At 44.8% G+C, this 15,047-nt stretch carries 10 protein-coding genes and 1 riboswitch; of the genes, 6 read left to right on the forward strand and 4 right to left on the reverse strand.

Annotation, left to right across the window (positions count from 1 at the left end; genetic code table 11):
* Positions 1–329 precede the first annotated feature (329 nt).
* Positions 330–2,645, reverse strand: a complete 2,316-nt coding sequence (gene pflB / locus ADH92_RS03580; protein WP_049497157.1) for a formate C-acetyltransferase — start codon at positions 2,643–2,645, stop codon at positions 330–332.
* A 260-nt stretch (positions 2,646–2,905) separates the two neighbouring features.
* Here pflB and dinB point away from each other — a divergent pair, with 260 nt between their 5' ends.
* On the forward strand, positions 2,906–4,012 hold the full coding sequence (gene dinB / locus ADH92_RS03585; protein ID WP_049497160.1) for a DNA polymerase IV: 1,107 nt from the start codon (positions 2,906–2,908) through the stop codon (positions 4,010–4,012).
* Positions 4,013–4,243: 231 nt separating this feature from the next.
* On the opposite strand, the gene recD2 is transcribed toward dinB, so the two are convergent.
* The 3 genes from recD2 to rnhC form a co-directional block, all read right to left on the reverse strand.
* Positions 4,244–6,676, reverse strand: a complete 2,433-nt coding sequence (gene recD2, locus ADH92_RS03590; RefSeq protein ID WP_021153880.1) for an SF1B family DNA helicase RecD2 — start codon at positions 6,674–6,676, stop codon at positions 4,244–4,246.
* 67 nt (positions 6,677–6,743) lie between these two features.
* Positions 6,744–7,394, reverse strand: a complete 651-nt coding sequence (lepB, locus tag ADH92_RS03595; RefSeq protein ID WP_021153879.1) for a signal peptidase I — start codon at positions 7,392–7,394, stop codon at positions 6,744–6,746.
* A gap of 3 nt (positions 7,395–7,397) precedes the next feature.
* Positions 7,398–8,297 (reverse strand): ribonuclease HIII, encoded by a 900-nt coding sequence (rnhC, locus tag ADH92_RS03600; RefSeq protein ID WP_021153878.1) that lies wholly within the window; start codon positions 8,295–8,297, stop codon positions 7,398–7,400.
* A 136-nt stretch (positions 8,298–8,433) separates the two neighbouring features.
* On the opposite strand from rnhC, the gene ADH92_RS03605 reads away from it, so the two are divergent.
* The 5 genes from ADH92_RS03605 to ADH92_RS03625 all read left to right on the forward strand — a co-directional run bounded on the left by ADH92_RS03605 (position 8,434) and on the right by ADH92_RS03625 (position 14,938).
* The gene (locus ADH92_RS03605) at positions 8,434–8,724 is read left to right on the forward strand and encodes a hypothetical protein (RefSeq protein WP_003005477.1); all 291 of its coding nucleotides are present in this window, start codon (positions 8,434–8,436) and stop codon (positions 8,722–8,724) included.
* Positions 8,725–8,734: 10 nt separating this feature from the next.
* Positions 8,735–9,289 (forward strand): CvpA family protein, encoded by a 555-nt coding sequence (locus ADH92_RS03610; RefSeq protein ID WP_021153876.1) that lies wholly within the window; start codon positions 8,735–8,737, stop codon positions 9,287–9,289.
* A gap of 73 nt (positions 9,290–9,362) precedes the next feature.
* Positions 9,363–11,702: an endonuclease MutS2 gene (locus tag ADH92_RS03615; protein ID WP_049497164.1), complete on the forward strand. Its 2,340-nt coding sequence runs from the start codon at positions 9,363–9,365 to the stop codon at positions 11,700–11,702.
* 159 nt (positions 11,703–11,861) lie between these two features.
* On the forward strand, positions 11,862–13,280 hold the full coding sequence (locus ADH92_RS03620; RefSeq protein ID WP_049497166.1) for a C69 family dipeptidase: 1,419 nt from the start codon (positions 11,862–11,864) through the stop codon (positions 13,278–13,280).
* Between the two features lie 129 nt (positions 13,281–13,409).
* Positions 13,410–13,504, forward strand: a riboswitch (glycine riboswitch).
* Positions 13,505–13,606: 102 nt separating this feature from the next.
* Positions 13,607–14,938: an alanine/glycine:cation symporter family protein gene (locus ADH92_RS03625; protein WP_049497167.1), complete on the forward strand. Its 1,332-nt coding sequence runs from the start codon at positions 13,607–13,609 to the stop codon at positions 14,936–14,938.
* The last annotated feature ends 109 nt before the right edge of the window (positions 14,939–15,047 follow it).

Below are 15,047 nucleotides of genomic sequence, written 5' to 3' on the forward strand. Positions count from 1 at the left end.
CCTTTCTGAATTCGTTTAGAATAGCTATTGTTTAGGCTTATCATTCGTTAACTCGGGTGGTGGTGCTGCACGGTGCTATCCTGGACGAGAAGGGTTGCTAAAAAGATCAGTGCAATCAGGATAAAGAGCCAAATAATAGCGAAAATAAATGTTAAAAACATAGGATCACCCCTTCTATCTTATTTACAGCTCTACTATAACACTTGGAGAAAGCGCTGTCAAACCCTATATAGTAAGCTCTTAAACTCTTTCAAAATTCAGAATACTCTTGCGATGGGGATGAAAAAAACCAGCCGTTTCCGACTGGTTTTTTAAGATCTATTTGAATCTTAGTTCAAGGCATCATCCATTGAAAGAACTTCGTGGAAGACACGTTGTGTCAATTCAGTTTTTTGTTCTGGAGTGAGGTATTTAGTGTTTACACAGTATCCAGAGATACGTACGATTACGTCTTCACCTGACATGATCTTTTCGTAAACATCGTTCAAGTCCATAACGTTCAAGTTAACGTGTTGTCCACCGTTTTCGAAGTATCCATCAAGGATGGTTACCAAGTTATCAACTTGTTCGTCACGAGTTTTACCAAGAGCACGTGGTGAAACTTGAGTAGTGAGTGAGATACCATCAGCTGCATAACCAAAGTCAAGGCTAGCAAGTGAGTTCAAGTTTTGCAACCATCCACCTTTAGCTTTGTTAGATGGGTTAGCACCTGGTGAGAAGAATTCCAATTTAGACAAGTTCACAGAACCATCTTCGTTGAGGTATACCCCTTTGTGGACTGGTGAGTTACCAGTTTGTTTAGAGTAAGCAACGTTAGAAGTGATGGTAAGAAGTGAAACAGTTGCTTCAGCGTTCTTGTAAAGTTTGTGGCTGCGAAGACGAGTAGTGTAAGCTTCGATCAACCATTCTGCCAATTCGTTAGAACGTGGGTCATCTTCACCCCAACGTGGGTATTCACCGATTGTTTCGTAGTCGTAGATGTAGCCATCTTCGTCACGGATTGGTTTAACAGTAGCGTATTTGATTGCTGACAATGTATCAACAGTGTTGGCAAATCCACAGATACCGAATCCCATGTTTGCGCGTTGGTGAGTTGGCAAGAAGGCCATTTGAACAGCTTCGTAGTTGTACTTATCAGTCATGTAGTGGATGATGTTCAAAGCATCTACATAAGTGTCAGTCAACCAGTCAAGAGATTTTTCGAAGTTTGCTTTCACAGATTCGAATTCAAGAACTTCGTCACGGATAGGATCGATGTCAAATACTTTGTAGTCTTTATGAACATCGTCGTAACCACCGTTCAAACCAGTAAGAAGAGCTTTAAGCACGTTAACACGAGCACCGAAGTATTGGATGTTGTGGCGTTGTTCTTCGTTTTCTGGGTCAAGTGGAGATACACAACATGAGATACAGCTCATTTCACCGTATCCGTCTTTAGCCATTGTTGTAACACCTTCGTATTGGATAGAAGAGTGTTTGTGGCTCATGTGCATACAGTAGCGACGGAAGCTATATGGCAATTTGTCAGTCCAAAGAACTGTCAAGTTTGGTTCTGGAGAGTTACCGATGTTGTCCAAAGTGTTCAAGAAACGGTAGTCCATCTTAGTAACACGGTGACGTCCGTCGTTACCCATACCAGCCATAGAAGTTGTGATGAAGGTTGGGTCACCTGAGTACAATTGGTCGTAAGCTTTTGTACGAGCAAATTTAACAGTACGCAATTTCATAACGAAATCGTCAACGAATTCTTGGATTTCTGATTCAGTGTAAGTACCACGAGCCAAGTCACGTTCTGCGTAGATATCCAAAACGATTGGCACACGTCCAAGAGAAGTAGCAGCACCGTTGATGACACGGCAGACAGCCATGAAGGCAATGTTTGTCCATTGGATTGCTTCTTTTGTATCGAAGGCAGGACGACGAACGTCTACACCATAAAGGTCACCCAATTTAACAACTTCTTTCAAAGCTTGGTATTGAAGGTTTACTTCTTCACGAAGGCGGATTGATTCTTCATCGATTTCAGTGATAGAGTTCCAGTCGCTTGCTTTTTCAGCCATCAAGTAGTCAGCACCGTAAAGAGCCAAACGAGCGTAAACCCCAATGATACGTCCACGAGAGTATGCATCTGGAAGACCAGTTACAGTGTGAGCGTGGCGGGCACGACGGATATTTGTAGTGTAAGCGCGGAAGATACCATCGTTTACAGTAGTCACATATTTAGTGAAGATTTCATGAACAGCTGGATCTGGTTCATAGCCATTTTCTTTCAAAGTAGTTTCCGCCATACGGATACCACCACGAGGCATGAAGTTCAATTTGAACAACTCATCATTTTGGATACCGAAGATCACTTCGTTTTCTTTGTCGATGTATCCAGCATCAATATCAGCGATAGAAGTTGGACGTGTATCGTATGGGAAACGAGTTTCTTCATAATGAGCTTTCGTTTCTTCAACAATTTTCTTGATATGAAGAGAACGTTCAGTTGGACCAGCTAAGAAGCTTTCATCTCCATCATATGGTGTGTAGTTAGCTTGAACGAAGCGAGAAACGCTTGCTTTTTCTTTCCAATCTTCACCTTTGAAGCCTTCCCAGGCTTTGTCAAAAATATCTTGTGCTTCAACGACTGTTTTAACAACCATTTTTATTTTCCTCTATTGTCTTTCTAGCAACTATATCTGTTGCACTTACAATAGTAGTATACCATACAGAAATCGGTTACACAAAGGCGAATTGCGAAAAACAACAGATTCTTTTGTAATACAGTTTCAAATCCTCTGCGATACTGTACTATATTTTTGAAAACAAACACAGTTTTTCAACAATTTTCATGTTTTCTGGAGAGCCGATTTTTGCAATTCTGAAATTTTCTTCCTATAATAGAAAGAAAGGAGGGTGAAAAATGCTGATATTTCCATTAGTGAATGATACCAGTCGCAAGATTATTCATATTGATATGGATGCATTTTTTGCTGCCGTCGAAGAAAGAGACAACCCTAATTTGAAGGGCAAGCCTGTCGTGATTGGCCAGGACCCTCGTCAGTCAGGAGGGAGAGGTGTTGTCTCGACTTGTAACTATGAAGCAAGGAAATATGGCATTCATTCAGCTATGAGCTCTAAAGAAGCACTAGAGCTTTGTCCTCAAGCCATTTTTATCTCTGGAAATTATGAGAAATACCGAGAAGTGGGTGAGCAGGTCCGTGAGATTTTCAAGCGTTATACAGATCTAATCGAGCCGATGAGTATTGATGAAGCCTATCTAGATGTGACGGAAAATAAAATCCAGAGCAAATCAGCTGTCAAAATCGCCCGCTTGATTCAGCATGCTATCTGGGAAGAGCTGCATCTCACAGCTTCAGCGGGTGTTTCTTATAATAAGTTTTTGGCCAAGATGGCAAGTGACTACCAAAAACCCCGTGGCCTAACGGTGGTTTTACCGGAGGACGCTGAGGATTTCCTGAGCCAAATGGACATTGCCAAATTTCACGGGGTAGGAAAGAAGACAGTAGAGCGACTACATGAGATGGGTGTCTATACTGGCGCGGATCTTTTAGCCATCCCGGAGATGACTTTGATTGATCGGTTTGGGCGATTTGGCTATGATCTCTTTCGAAAGGCGCGAGGGATTCACAATGGCCCTGTCAAAAGTCATCGCATCCGCAAGTCGATCGGAAAAGAGCGGACCTACCGCAAGCTCCTTTATGCAGAAGATGATATTTTAGAAGAAATTGCCAATCTGTCCAGTAAGGTGGCCCAATCGCTGGAAAAACACGGCAAGCAAGGAAAGACCTTGGTCTTAAAAGTGCGCTATGGAGACTTCACCACCCTGACCAAGCGAATGACACTGACGGAGCCAACACGAGAGGCTGAGCGGATCAATCGTTCCGCTCGCCATATTTTTCAAGAAATTGAATCGACAAATACTGGAATCCGCCTCTTGGGTGTCACCATGACCAATTTCGTCGATCATACCGAGTTGCCTTTGGTGGAAGAAAAAGAAAACGACTAGTTTGTTCACTAGTCGCCTAAGATTGATGACAAAGTCATCTTAGAAACTTTCCTTAGGTGAGTACGGACGTCAGCGAACTTCTACGAAGTTCCATGACTTAGTTTTGAACCTAAAGTTTCAAAACTCCCGAGTGCTAGAAACCATAGTGTTTCTAGCACTTTTCTCACGGCGGAAAGTTTCAGCTGTATTTGAATGAGCCTTAAAAAATATATTATTTTAATTTTTGGGGTATCAATTAGGTTGTTTGACATCAAAAAAGGCTGCAATTTCTTCTTCAGTCAGTCCGATCATAGGAGAGATGGTGTGGAGATTGTCTTCAGTCAGTCGATAGACAGTCGGTTTATCAGGATCAGCCTTCCTTTCAACAGTCCCTTTCGTGCTTCGTGCGGATTCGACTGTAGCAGAAGCGGTGGCAACGGATGAAGAAGAGGATTTGGTCGCCTCGCCTCCGTCCAGGTCCTTGAAGCGCTCCACCAAGTAGGTCTTGCGCGCAGTACCGGTATTTTTAGTAGCGTAATCAAAGGCGCTGTATTCTCCTAAGAGGATCAGTTTGCTCTTAGAGCGCGTGATGGCAGTATAGATCAAATTGCGCTGCAACATCCGGTGGCTTTGATTGGTAATGGGTAAAATCACTACCTGAAACTCGCTTCCTTGCGATTTGTGAATACTCATCGCATAGGCTAAGCGAATCTTGTACCATTCATTGCGCGGGTAGACGATTTCATTGCCATCAAATTGGATGGTCAATTCATCTTGCTTGGATTCCGTATATTTTCCCGGGAGAAGATCGGTAATGTAGCCAATATCTCCGTTAAAGACATTGCTTTCTGCATCATTGACCAGATGGATGACCTTATCCCCATCGCGGTATTGGCAGTCTGGCGTGTCAAAAACGACCTGATCTTTGACAGCTGGATTGAGAAGGTCTTGCATGAGCGTATTGATATTGTCAATGCCGGCCTGGCCCTTGTACATGGGGGCCAAGACTTGGATATCTCGAGCAGGGATCTGACTACGAAGGGCAGCAGAAGTGATTTGTTCGATCATCTTAGGGATGTGTTCGCTTCCTGCTTCGAAATAAGAGCGGTCGGCTTTTCGTTCTGTGAAATCTTGAGGAAGCTTGCCTTGGCGAATGTCTCCGGCTAGTGAGACAATGGTCGAGTCCTCACTCTGACGGAAAATATGCTCCAGTTTGGTCTGAGGGATGCTTGGGATCTGCAAGAGATCAGCCAAGACCTGACCAGGGCTGACAGATGGTAATTGGTCGGCATCTCCCACAATCAAGAGTTTGGTATCTGTTGCAATATTGCTGAGTAATTGATTAGCCAGCCAGGTATCGACCATAGAAAACTCGTCCACAATGATAAAGTCTGCGTCTAAATAGTCCTCTAAGTGGCTGGTGTCATCATCTCCTGTCATCCCCAAATGGCGGTGAATGGTGGCGCTCGGAAGTCCTGTCAGCTCATTCATGCGTCTAGCTGCCCGTCCTGTTGGGGCAGCCAAGAGGATCGGGAGGTCTTGTTTCTTGCGAAGATCCAACTGGTGGAGTTGGGCATAGACGCTGATCATCCCATTGATAACAGTTGTCTTTCCTGTCCCAGGACCCCCTGTGAGGATAAAGACCTTGTTTTGGATAGCTTGGTGAATCGCCTCTTTTTGAATCGCATCGTAGCGAATCCCCAAATCTTTTTCAACCTCCTCAATCGCCTGGTTGATTTTCTCAGGGTCAAATGAAGTCGACTTTCCTTTTTCCAACAATCGACCGATATGACTGCGAATTCCTTCCTCCGCAAAGAAGAGGCTGTTGTCAAAGATCTTGGTGTCCACGTTTTGGACCTTGTCTTCCTCGATGAGGCGTCCTAATTCTTGGGCGACAGTAGAAGGATCCAATTCTACTGGCCGAGCTGATTCTAAAAGGTCAATGGTATAGCGCAGGAGGTCCTTGGCTTCGATATAGGTATTTCCAGTCTCGATAGAGTAGCTAAAAAGGCTGTGGATCAGACCCGCGCGGAATCGCTCAGGGGCATCACTTGCAATCCCCAATTCTTCGGCTAGTTGGTCCGCGATTTTAAAGCCCATGCCTTGGATATCTTCCACCAATCGATAGGGCTGTTGCTCCACGATCTGGAGGGTTTCTTCTTTATAAAAATCTTGGATCTGAAAGGCCAATTTATTGGGAATGCCATAGTTGGCTAGTTGGGCGAGAATGCGCTCCGTTCCGTAATTCTGACGGAGTTTTTCTACAAAAGCCAGGCGGTTTTTCTTGGAGAGACCTGTGATTTCTTCTAATTTTTCAGGGGCTTCCAGAATTTTGTCAATGGTATCGTCCCCATAGAGGTCCACGATTTTTTGGGCTGTTTTGAGACCAATTCCCTTAAAGTGATCGCTGGAAAAATATTTCACCAAGCCCTTGCTAGATGGTTTGGCACGTTCATAGCGACTGATTTTGAGTTGCTCTCCGTATTTAGGATGATGGACCAACTCCCCCCAGAAGGTGTAGTCTTCGCCTTCCATGATATCTGCCATGGTGCCCGTCACAATAATCTCAAAATCATCAAAGTCTTCGGCATCGGTATCGCTAATGTCGAGCAAGAGGATTCGAAAAAAACTGCTAGGATTTTCAAAAATAATACGCTCAATAGTACCAGAAAAATAATATTCCATCATTTCTTTCCTTTTTATAAAGCGAGGCTGGGACATACTTGTCTCAGCCTCAGTCTGTTAATCTATACTAATAAGTTTTGAAAGGGTAGATAGGCCATAGTCTAAAGACGGCTTGCCCTTTGATTTGTTCTTTCTTGAAAGCTCCGACCTGACGGCTATCTTTTGAAACGATCCGGTCATCTCCAAGTAGGAGGTATTCATCGTCGAGCAACTTCAAGGTAAATTTAGGATTGCCATCCTTGTCTACAGTAAAAGCTTGAGCTGTATTGGCCAATTGGCGGAAGAGTTCTCCGTTTTCTTCGAACCCTTTTCCAGTGTAGGTCGATTGCAATTTATCTTTTTTGAAACGAGCGATGTAGTCCTTCAAATAAGGCTCATTGGTCTTTTTCCCATTGATGTAAAGGGTATCGTTGTCGTACTGAATGGTATCTCCAGGAAGACCGATGACCCGCTTGACGATGTCCTTGGTTTTACCGTCATCGTCTTTTTCACTAGCAACGACAATGTCGAAACGATCAATCGAGAGGTGGTTGACCACAAGGAGGTACTCGCTATCAGCCAAGGTCGGATCCATCGAATGGCCATCCACCTTGACAGGAGCCCAGAGGTAAATGCGAGAGGCGATGATGAGACCAACGATGATGCTGAAGAGGCCCCATTCTTTAAGGAATCTCACCACTGGTGAGCTAGATGTATGTTTTGAACTTCTTTTTGACATAACTTATCTTTCTAGTAATTTCTTTGCTTTTTCTGTGTTTTTAAAATGGAGTTTGGCACAATAATCCAGAGCCTTCATCCCGTAGGTCTGAAGCAATTTAGCAGCGACTTGGTCTGACTTCTCCCCTGCTCCACTAGGAAGATTAAAGCCCAGTTCCTTGCCCAGATCTTCCAGATTTTGAAGGAAGAGATTGCGGGCGATGATGGAACTAACCGCAACAGCTAAATACTTACCTTCTGCTTTTTCTTCCAACTCAATGTCTTGGGAGACCTGATTTTTTTCAGCTTTCACGTATTTTTGGTAGTTTTTAGCCGTCGTAAAGGCATCAATCACGATTCGCTCTGCTTGGACTCCTTTATTCAATAGAAGATAGATAGCCTGATTGTGCAGGGCCACTTTGACCGAAACAGCATTGTAGCCAGAAGCAATGACTTCATTGTACTTCTTTGGAGACAATAAGAGTGCTTGGTGCTGGATGTTTTCCTCAAGGAGAGGAGCCAATTGCTGAATTTTTCGATCATCCAAGGTCTTTGAATCCCCAACACCAAGCTTTTTAAGCCAGTCGTGCTGGTCAGGTGTGACAAAGGATGCAACGACGGTGAGTCCACCAAAATAAGAGCCGTTTCCGACCTCATCGGTTCCGATCATGGCTAGATCTTGTCCTGCAGATGAAGTAGTAGAACCTTTAGGGTTCCCAGCATCTTGCCCGAAAAAGGTCAGGTAAGGAGTAAGGTCATTGCCCTGAAGCAAGACTTTTCCAGACTTGTAGATCGAAACGGTCGCTCCCTCTAGTCGAAAGAAATAATCCATATGAGGATTCTTGCTTTGAGAGAGAGAACGGCGATAGGTATGGACAAAATCAAGGATTTGCTCCTGTGTTGGAGTGAGTGTCATACTTTCCATAACCACTATTGTACCACAAATTCAGGGAGAGAGGGAGCAAAAAGAAAGAAAGAATCCACTGGAAAATCCCTGTGAAGAGGGGCTTTGCTACTGACAAAGCTAGCCATTTTTGGTATAATACCGTGAGGTGATTTTTATGGCGAGCTTAAATAGATATAAATTTACATTTGGAAACAAAGCGCTCACTTTAACAACCAACCATGATAATTTGTTTATGGAAGAAGTCGAACGTGTTGCGAAAGAAAAATACCAAGCAATTAAGGAACAAATGCCAGAGGCAGATGATGAAACCATCGCGATCTTATTGGCAGTAAACAGTTTGTCCATGCAGCTGAATCGCGAGATTGAGTTTGATGACAAAGAAAAAGAATTAGATGATTTTCGTCGCAAGGCTTTAGACGACTTAAAGGATAAATCATCCAAATAAGAGGAGATACATGTTAACTTTCTTAATCTTATTGATTTTGGCATGGAGCTTTTATATTGGCTATGCAAGAGGGATTATCCTCCAGTCCTATTACTTTCTAGTGACCTTAGTGGCCCTCTTGATTGCAGGTGGTAGCTACAAGGGACTGGCCAAGGTGTTGTCTCTATGGGTGCCTTTTTCGAGTCCCACCCAGCAATCGGTGAATTATTTTTATGCCAACCGCTACCTATTTCAATTAGATGACATCTTTTATGCAGGTTTAGCATATGTATTGATTTTTGCGATGATCTATCTGATTGGTCGTGTGATTGGGATCTTTATGCACTTGGTACCTCAGCCAGAAAAACTGGAGGATCGCAAGTATCAAATTGGAGCGGGCGTGATCGCCGTCGTGATAACTCTCTTGGTCATCCAGATGGGCTTGACTGTCCTCTCAACGGTTCCCATGGCTTCCATCCAAAATAGACTCAATGCAAGTGGATTGATCCGCTTTATCATCCTTCATACCCCGATCAGTTCCAGTCTGTTCCACAACTTGTGGGTGACTGCGATTATCGGAGCTTAAGGAGCAAAAATGAAGAAAGGAGTGAGACAAGTCCGATTCAAGGAAGGACGCTCACTTTTTTTGTAGGAGAAACATGAATAAAAAAATCTTAGATATTCTGGAGTTTGACAAGGTCAAGCAACTCTTTGAACCCTATCTACAGACAGAACAAGGGGAGATGGAGCTAGCAGCCCTTACTCCAACTGATAAAAAAGAAAGCATCGAAACGGCCTTTATGGAGCTAGAAGATATGGAGCAGATCCTCTTGGAAGAGCCTCGCTTTGCCGTATCGACCATTCAAGATGTCCGTCCAGTCGCCAAACGTTTGGAGATGGAGGCATCCCTCAATATCGATGAATTACTAGCGCTAAAAGCTGTCCTTCGGGTGACACATGAGCTCAAGGATTTCTACGACAACTTGGAAAATGTCCGTCTGGAAAGGCTCAATCGCCTCTTTGACAACTTGGTGGATCTTCCTCGCCTACAAGGTGGGCTTCAAGCTATCAACGAAGGTGGCTTTGTCGAGTCTTTTGCCAGTGAAAAATTGGCCAAAATCCGTCGTCGAATCCAGGAAAATGAACACCAGGTCAGAGAGATTCTCCAAGACCTGCTGAAAAGCAAGGCCGATATGTTGGCGGATGCTGTGATTGCTAGTCGGAATGGTCGCAATGTTCTACCAGTAAAAAACACCTATCGTAACCGCATTGCAGGGGTGGTCCACGATATCTCAGCCAGCGGGAATACCGTTTATATCGAGCCTCGAGCAGTCGTCAATCTTAATGAAGAAATTGCCAACCATCGAGCCGATGAACGCTATGAAATTATTCAGATTCTGGAGGAATTGTCTGACACCTTGCGCCCTCATGCAGCAGAGATTGCAAATAACGCTTGGATTATCGGTCACTTGGACTTGATCAAGGCCAAGTATCGGTTTATGCGCGATTGTAAGGCAGTGGTACCAGAGGTTAGCAGCAATCGCTCTATTCAGCTCTTGCAACTACGTCATCCTTTGATTGAAAATGCTGTCGCGAATGATCTGCATTTTACCGAGGACTTGACAGAAATCGTGATTACCGGTCCCAATACAGGGGGGAAAACCATCATGCTCAAAACGCTGGGACTAGCGCAAATTATGGCCCAGTCTGGTCTTCCCATCCTAGCGGATCCAGGTAGTCGTGTGGGCATCTTCTCACAGGTCTTTGCAGATATTGGAGATGAACAATCGATCGAGCAGAGCTTGTCGACCTTCTCCAGTCATATGACCAATATCGTATCTATCTTGAATCAAGTGGATACCGCCTCCTTGATCCTTCTGGATGAGTTAGGAGCTGGAACCGATCCTCAAGAGGGGGCTGGCCTTGCTATTGCTATCCTAGAAGACCTGCGTTTACGCGGGATTAAGACCATGGCGACAACCCACTATCCAGAGCTCAAGGCCTACGGAATTGAGACTGCAGGAGTGCAAAATGCCAGTATGGAATTTGACACAGCGAGTCTGCGTCCGACCTATCGCTTCATGCAAGGAGTTCCTGGCCGCTCCAATGCCTTTGAAATTGCCCGCCGTTTGGGCTTGTCTGAGACTATTATCCAGGATGCCATGAAGATGACCAATACGGATAATGATGTCAATCAAATTATTGAAAAATTGGAGGCGCAGACCTTAGAAAGTCGCAAGCGCTTGGATACCATTCAAGAGGTCGAGCAAGAAAATCTTAAATTCAATCGCGCTCTTCGAAAGCTCTATAACGAATTGACCAGAGAGAGAGAAACAGAGCTCAATAAGGCAAGAGAAGAGGCCAAGGAAATTGTGGACATGGCCCTCTCAGAGAGTGACCGTATCCTTCAAGGGCTTCACGCCAAATCCCAGTTGAAACCACATGAGATCATTGAGGCCAAGGCTCAGTTGAAAAAACTCGCTCCTGAAACCGTCGACCTTTCTAAAAATAAAGTCTTGAAAAAAGCCAAAAAGGCGCGTGCTCCTAAGGTAGGTGATGAAATCTTGGTTATCAGCTATGGCCAACGTGGAACCCTGGTCAAACAACTCAAAGATGGCCGCTGGGAGGCGCAAGTCGGCTTGATCAAGATGACCTTGGAAGAAAAAGAATTCAACCTCATCAAGGCTGAAAAAGAAGCAGCTCAACCTAAGAAACGCCAGGTGAATGTCGTCAAACGTTCAAACACGAGTGGGCCGAGAGCGCGTCTAGACCTCCGTGGAAAACGCTATGAAGAGGCCATGCAAGAGCTAGATGGCTTTATCGATCAGGCTCTGCTCAACAACATGGCCCAAGTCGATATCATCCACGGGATCGGAACGGGAGTTATCCGTGAAGGGGTAACCAAGTACCTCCGCCGCAACAAACATGTCAAAAGTTTTGAATATGCCCCCCAAAATGCAGGCGGAAGTGGCGCAACCATTGTTACGTTTAAAGGATAATTGAAACCTAGCTGTTTATCAGCTAGGTTTTTTAAAATTTTATAAAATGAAAATATTTGAAAGTTGTTGAAAAGGATTCGCTTTTAAATCTGATTTTCAGTAGGTCCTCCCTTTTAAAAGTGCTATAATAGAGGCAATGAATGATTTGGGAGGATACGCATGCGTAAACGTGAAAGTGCAGATTCGTGTACAACGATTCTAGTCGGAAAAAATGCTAGCTATGATGGGTCGACCATTGTAGCACGAACAGAGGATTCTCAAAATGGCGTTTTTACGCCCAAGAAATTGATCGTGGTCAAACCGGAAGATCAACCACGTCATTATAAGTCTGTTTTATCAACTTTTGAAATCGACTTGCCAGATAATCCAGTTCGCTATACAGCGGTTCCAGATGCCATTCCTAAAGACGGGATCTGGGGAGAAGCTGGGATCAATGTCTATAATGTAGCTATGAGTGAGACAGAGACCATTACGACCAATAGCCGTGTGCTAGGGGCAGATCCTCTTGTAGAGAGTGGCATCGGTGAGGAAGATATGCTGACCTTGGTCTTGCCTTATGTTAAGACCGCCCGCGAAGGGGTCTTGCGTCTCGGAAAGATCTTGGAAGAGTACGGAACTTATGAGTCTAACGGGATCGCCATTTCAGATGTGAATGAAATCTGGTGGTTGGAGACCATCGGAGGTCACCACTGGATGGCGCGCCGTGTACCTGATGATGCCTATGTGACCAACCCGAACCAACTGGGAAGTGATTATTTTGAATTTGGCAATCCCGATGAGTTTCTCTGTGACCCGGATCTTGAACGTTTTGTCACAGAGCACCATTTGATTCTGGATCAAGAAGGGAAAGGTTTTAATCCACGCTATGCCTTTGGTAGCCAAAAAGACAAGGACCGTCACTACAATACACCGCGGGCTTGGGCCATCCAGCGTTTCCTCAATCCTGAAATCGAGCAGGATCCACGGAGTTTTGAGATTCCTTGGTGTCAAAAACCTTATCGCAAGGTGACGATTGAAGATGTCAAATATGTCTTGAGCAACCACTACCAAGACACTATCTACGATCCTTATGGTCCTGAAGGAGATCACGTGAGTCAGCGGACCTTCCGGACGATCGGGATCAACCGGACCAGCCAGACAGCGATTCTGCAATTGCGCCCCAATAAACCACAAGAAACGACAGGCATCCAATGGATTTCTTATGGCTCCATGCCTTACAATACAGCTGTTCCTTTCTTTACCCAAGTGGATACAACGCCAGACTACTTTGCCAATACGACGGCTAAGGTAACAACGGATTCCTTCTACTGGGCCAACCGGATTATTGCAGGACTAGCAGATCCTCACTATGCTCACCATGTTGGTGATTTGGACGATTACCAAGAAACGACAATGGCCTGGGGACATGCGCGCATCAATAAAGTCGATCGTGCACTTACAGCAGGTGACACTGTTGATTTTGAGGCGGAAAACCAAGCTATGAGTGATCAAATCCAGGAAGCAACAGATCAACTCTTGGACAAGATTTTGCTCGATGCTAGCAACCTCATGACCAATCACTTCTCCTTGAGTGATTAAAAACCGCATATTTTCAGGCAGTTTACAAGATGTTTTCAGAAACGATTGACAAACTTTTGAAAATCGATTAAAATAGAGAAAATTACATACGACCGAATGAAGTTTGCAGGAGCGTGAGTGACTGTGAATGGACGGAACTCTGGAGAGACCAGAAATGGCACCGAAGGGGCAAGGTAGAGGATGCATCTACTCAAACTCTCAGGTAAAAGGACAGAGCGAAAGATAGGGGAAGTCCCCTATTTTAAGCAGGACCAGAGTACATGTTTGACATGTGCTCTTTCTTTTTCTCTTTTCTGTCGAGCGGTCGATGAAAAAGGAGACAGAAAATGGATCATGTATTGCAGTTTTTTCAACAACTCGATAATCTAGTGTGGGGCGCCCCGCTGTTGGTGCTCTTGGTAGGAACAGGGATCTACCTGACCCTTCGCTTGGGTTTGCTTCAGATACGCTACCTTCCAAAAGCTTTTCGCTTGATCTTTACAGAAGATGAGGGACACGGGGATATCTCGAGTTTCGGAGCCCTTGCGACAGCCCTAGCAGCTACTGTAGGGACGGGGAATATTGTAGGGGTGGCTACAGCGATTCAGACAGGTGGCCCAGGTGCCCTCTTTTGGATGTGGATGGTAGCCTTCTTTGGAATGGCGACCAAGTATGCAGAAGGGCTCTTAGCCATTCGTTATCGGACCAAGGATGACAATGGTCATATCTCAGGTGGTCCGATGTACTACATTCTTCACGGGATGGGAGAGAAGTGGCGACCACTGGCTATTTTCTTTGCGGTTGCAGGAGTGTTGGTAGCCCTCTTTGGGATCGGAACCATGACCCAGGTTAATTCCATTACGGGATCCCTTCAAGCAAGTTTTGGAACAGCTCCAGAAGTGGCTAGTGTAGTAATTGCTCTGGTGGTTTCGACCATCATCTTTGGAGGGATTCACTGGATTTCCAAAGTCTCTGAAAAAGTGGTTCCTTTTATGGCTGCTGCCTATATCTTTGCGACTGTCACGATCATTGCCTTGCATCTGGACCAATTGCTCCCAGCCTTAAAAGCAGTCTTTTCGGGTGCTTTTACAGGGACTGCAGCCACGGGAGGTTTTGCAGGAGCAACGGTTAAAATGGCTATCCAAAAAGGGGTGGCGCGTGGAGTTTTCTCCAATGAATCTGGTCTCGGCTCTGCACCCATTGCAGCAGCCGCAGCGAAGACCAATGAGCCCGTCGAGCAAGGGTTGATCTCCATGACGGGAACCTTTATTGATACCATTATCATCTGTAGTTTGACAGGACTTTCGCTCTTAGTTTCAGGTGAGTGGATGGCGAAGGGCAGCACGAGTACCCTGACTCAGGATACGTTTACAGGCGTCTTTGGCCCAGTCGGAGGTATCATTCTGACCCTATGTTTGGTGCTGTTTGCGACTACGACTATTCTTGGATGGTCTTATTACGGAGAGCGGTGTTTTGAATTCCTATTTGGTGTTAAATATATCAACCTCTATCGGACCTTCTTTGTCTTTATGGTTGGACTAGGAGGCTTCCTTAAGCTGGATCTGGTCTGGGTGATTGCGGATATTGTTAATGGGCTGATGGCTTTGCCCAACCTGATCGCCCTTTTAGCTCTCTCCCCTGTCATCATCAAAGAAAGCAAACAATACTTTAAGAAATAAGAAAACCCAGATCGCGAGGTCTGGGTTCAGATTGAGAAAAATCATTTTAGAAACTTTCCTTAGGTGAGTACGGACGTCAGCGAACTTCGAAGAAGTTCCATGACTAATT

Source organism: Streptococcus parasanguinis (assembly GCF_001073155.1).
GTDB lineage: Bacteria > Bacillota > Bacilli > Lactobacillales > Streptococcaceae > Streptococcus > Streptococcus parasanguinis_D.

Excerpts from the sequence above, each read along its gene's own strand:
- rnhC (WP_021153878.1), bottom strand. The coding sequence starts at position 8,297 with ATGGAAAGTATGACACTCACTCCAACACAGGAGCAAATCCTTGATTTT.
- ADH92_RS03620 (WP_049497166.1), top strand. The coding sequence starts at position 11,862 with ATGCGTAAACGTGAAAGTGCAGATTCGTGTACAACGATTCTAGTCGGA.
- ADH92_RS03605 (WP_003005477.1), top strand. The coding sequence starts at position 8,434 with ATGGCGAGCTTAAATAGATATAAATTTACATTTGGAAACAAAGCGCTC.
- recD2 (WP_021153880.1), bottom strand. The coding sequence starts at position 6,676 with ATGGAATATTATTTTTCTGGTACTATTGAGCGTATTATTTTTGAAAAT.
- ADH92_RS03625 (WP_049497167.1), top strand. The coding sequence starts at position 13,607 with ATGGATCATGTATTGCAGTTTTTTCAACAACTCGATAATCTAGTGTGG.
- ADH92_RS03615 (WP_049497164.1), top strand. The coding sequence starts at position 9,363 with ATGAATAAAAAAATCTTAGATATTCTGGAGTTTGACAAGGTCAAGCAA.
- lepB (WP_021153879.1), bottom strand. The coding sequence starts at position 7,394 with ATGTCAAAAAGAAGTTCAAAACATACATCTAGCTCACCAGTGGTGAGA.
- dinB (WP_049497160.1), top strand. The coding sequence starts at position 2,906 with ATGCTGATATTTCCATTAGTGAATGATACCAGTCGCAAGATTATTCAT.
- ADH92_RS03610 (WP_021153876.1), top strand. The coding sequence starts at position 8,735 with ATGTTAACTTTCTTAATCTTATTGATTTTGGCATGGAGCTTTTATATT.
- pflB (WP_049497157.1), bottom strand. The coding sequence starts at position 2,645 with ATGGTTGTTAAAACAGTCGTTGAAGCACAAGATATTTTTGACAAAGCC.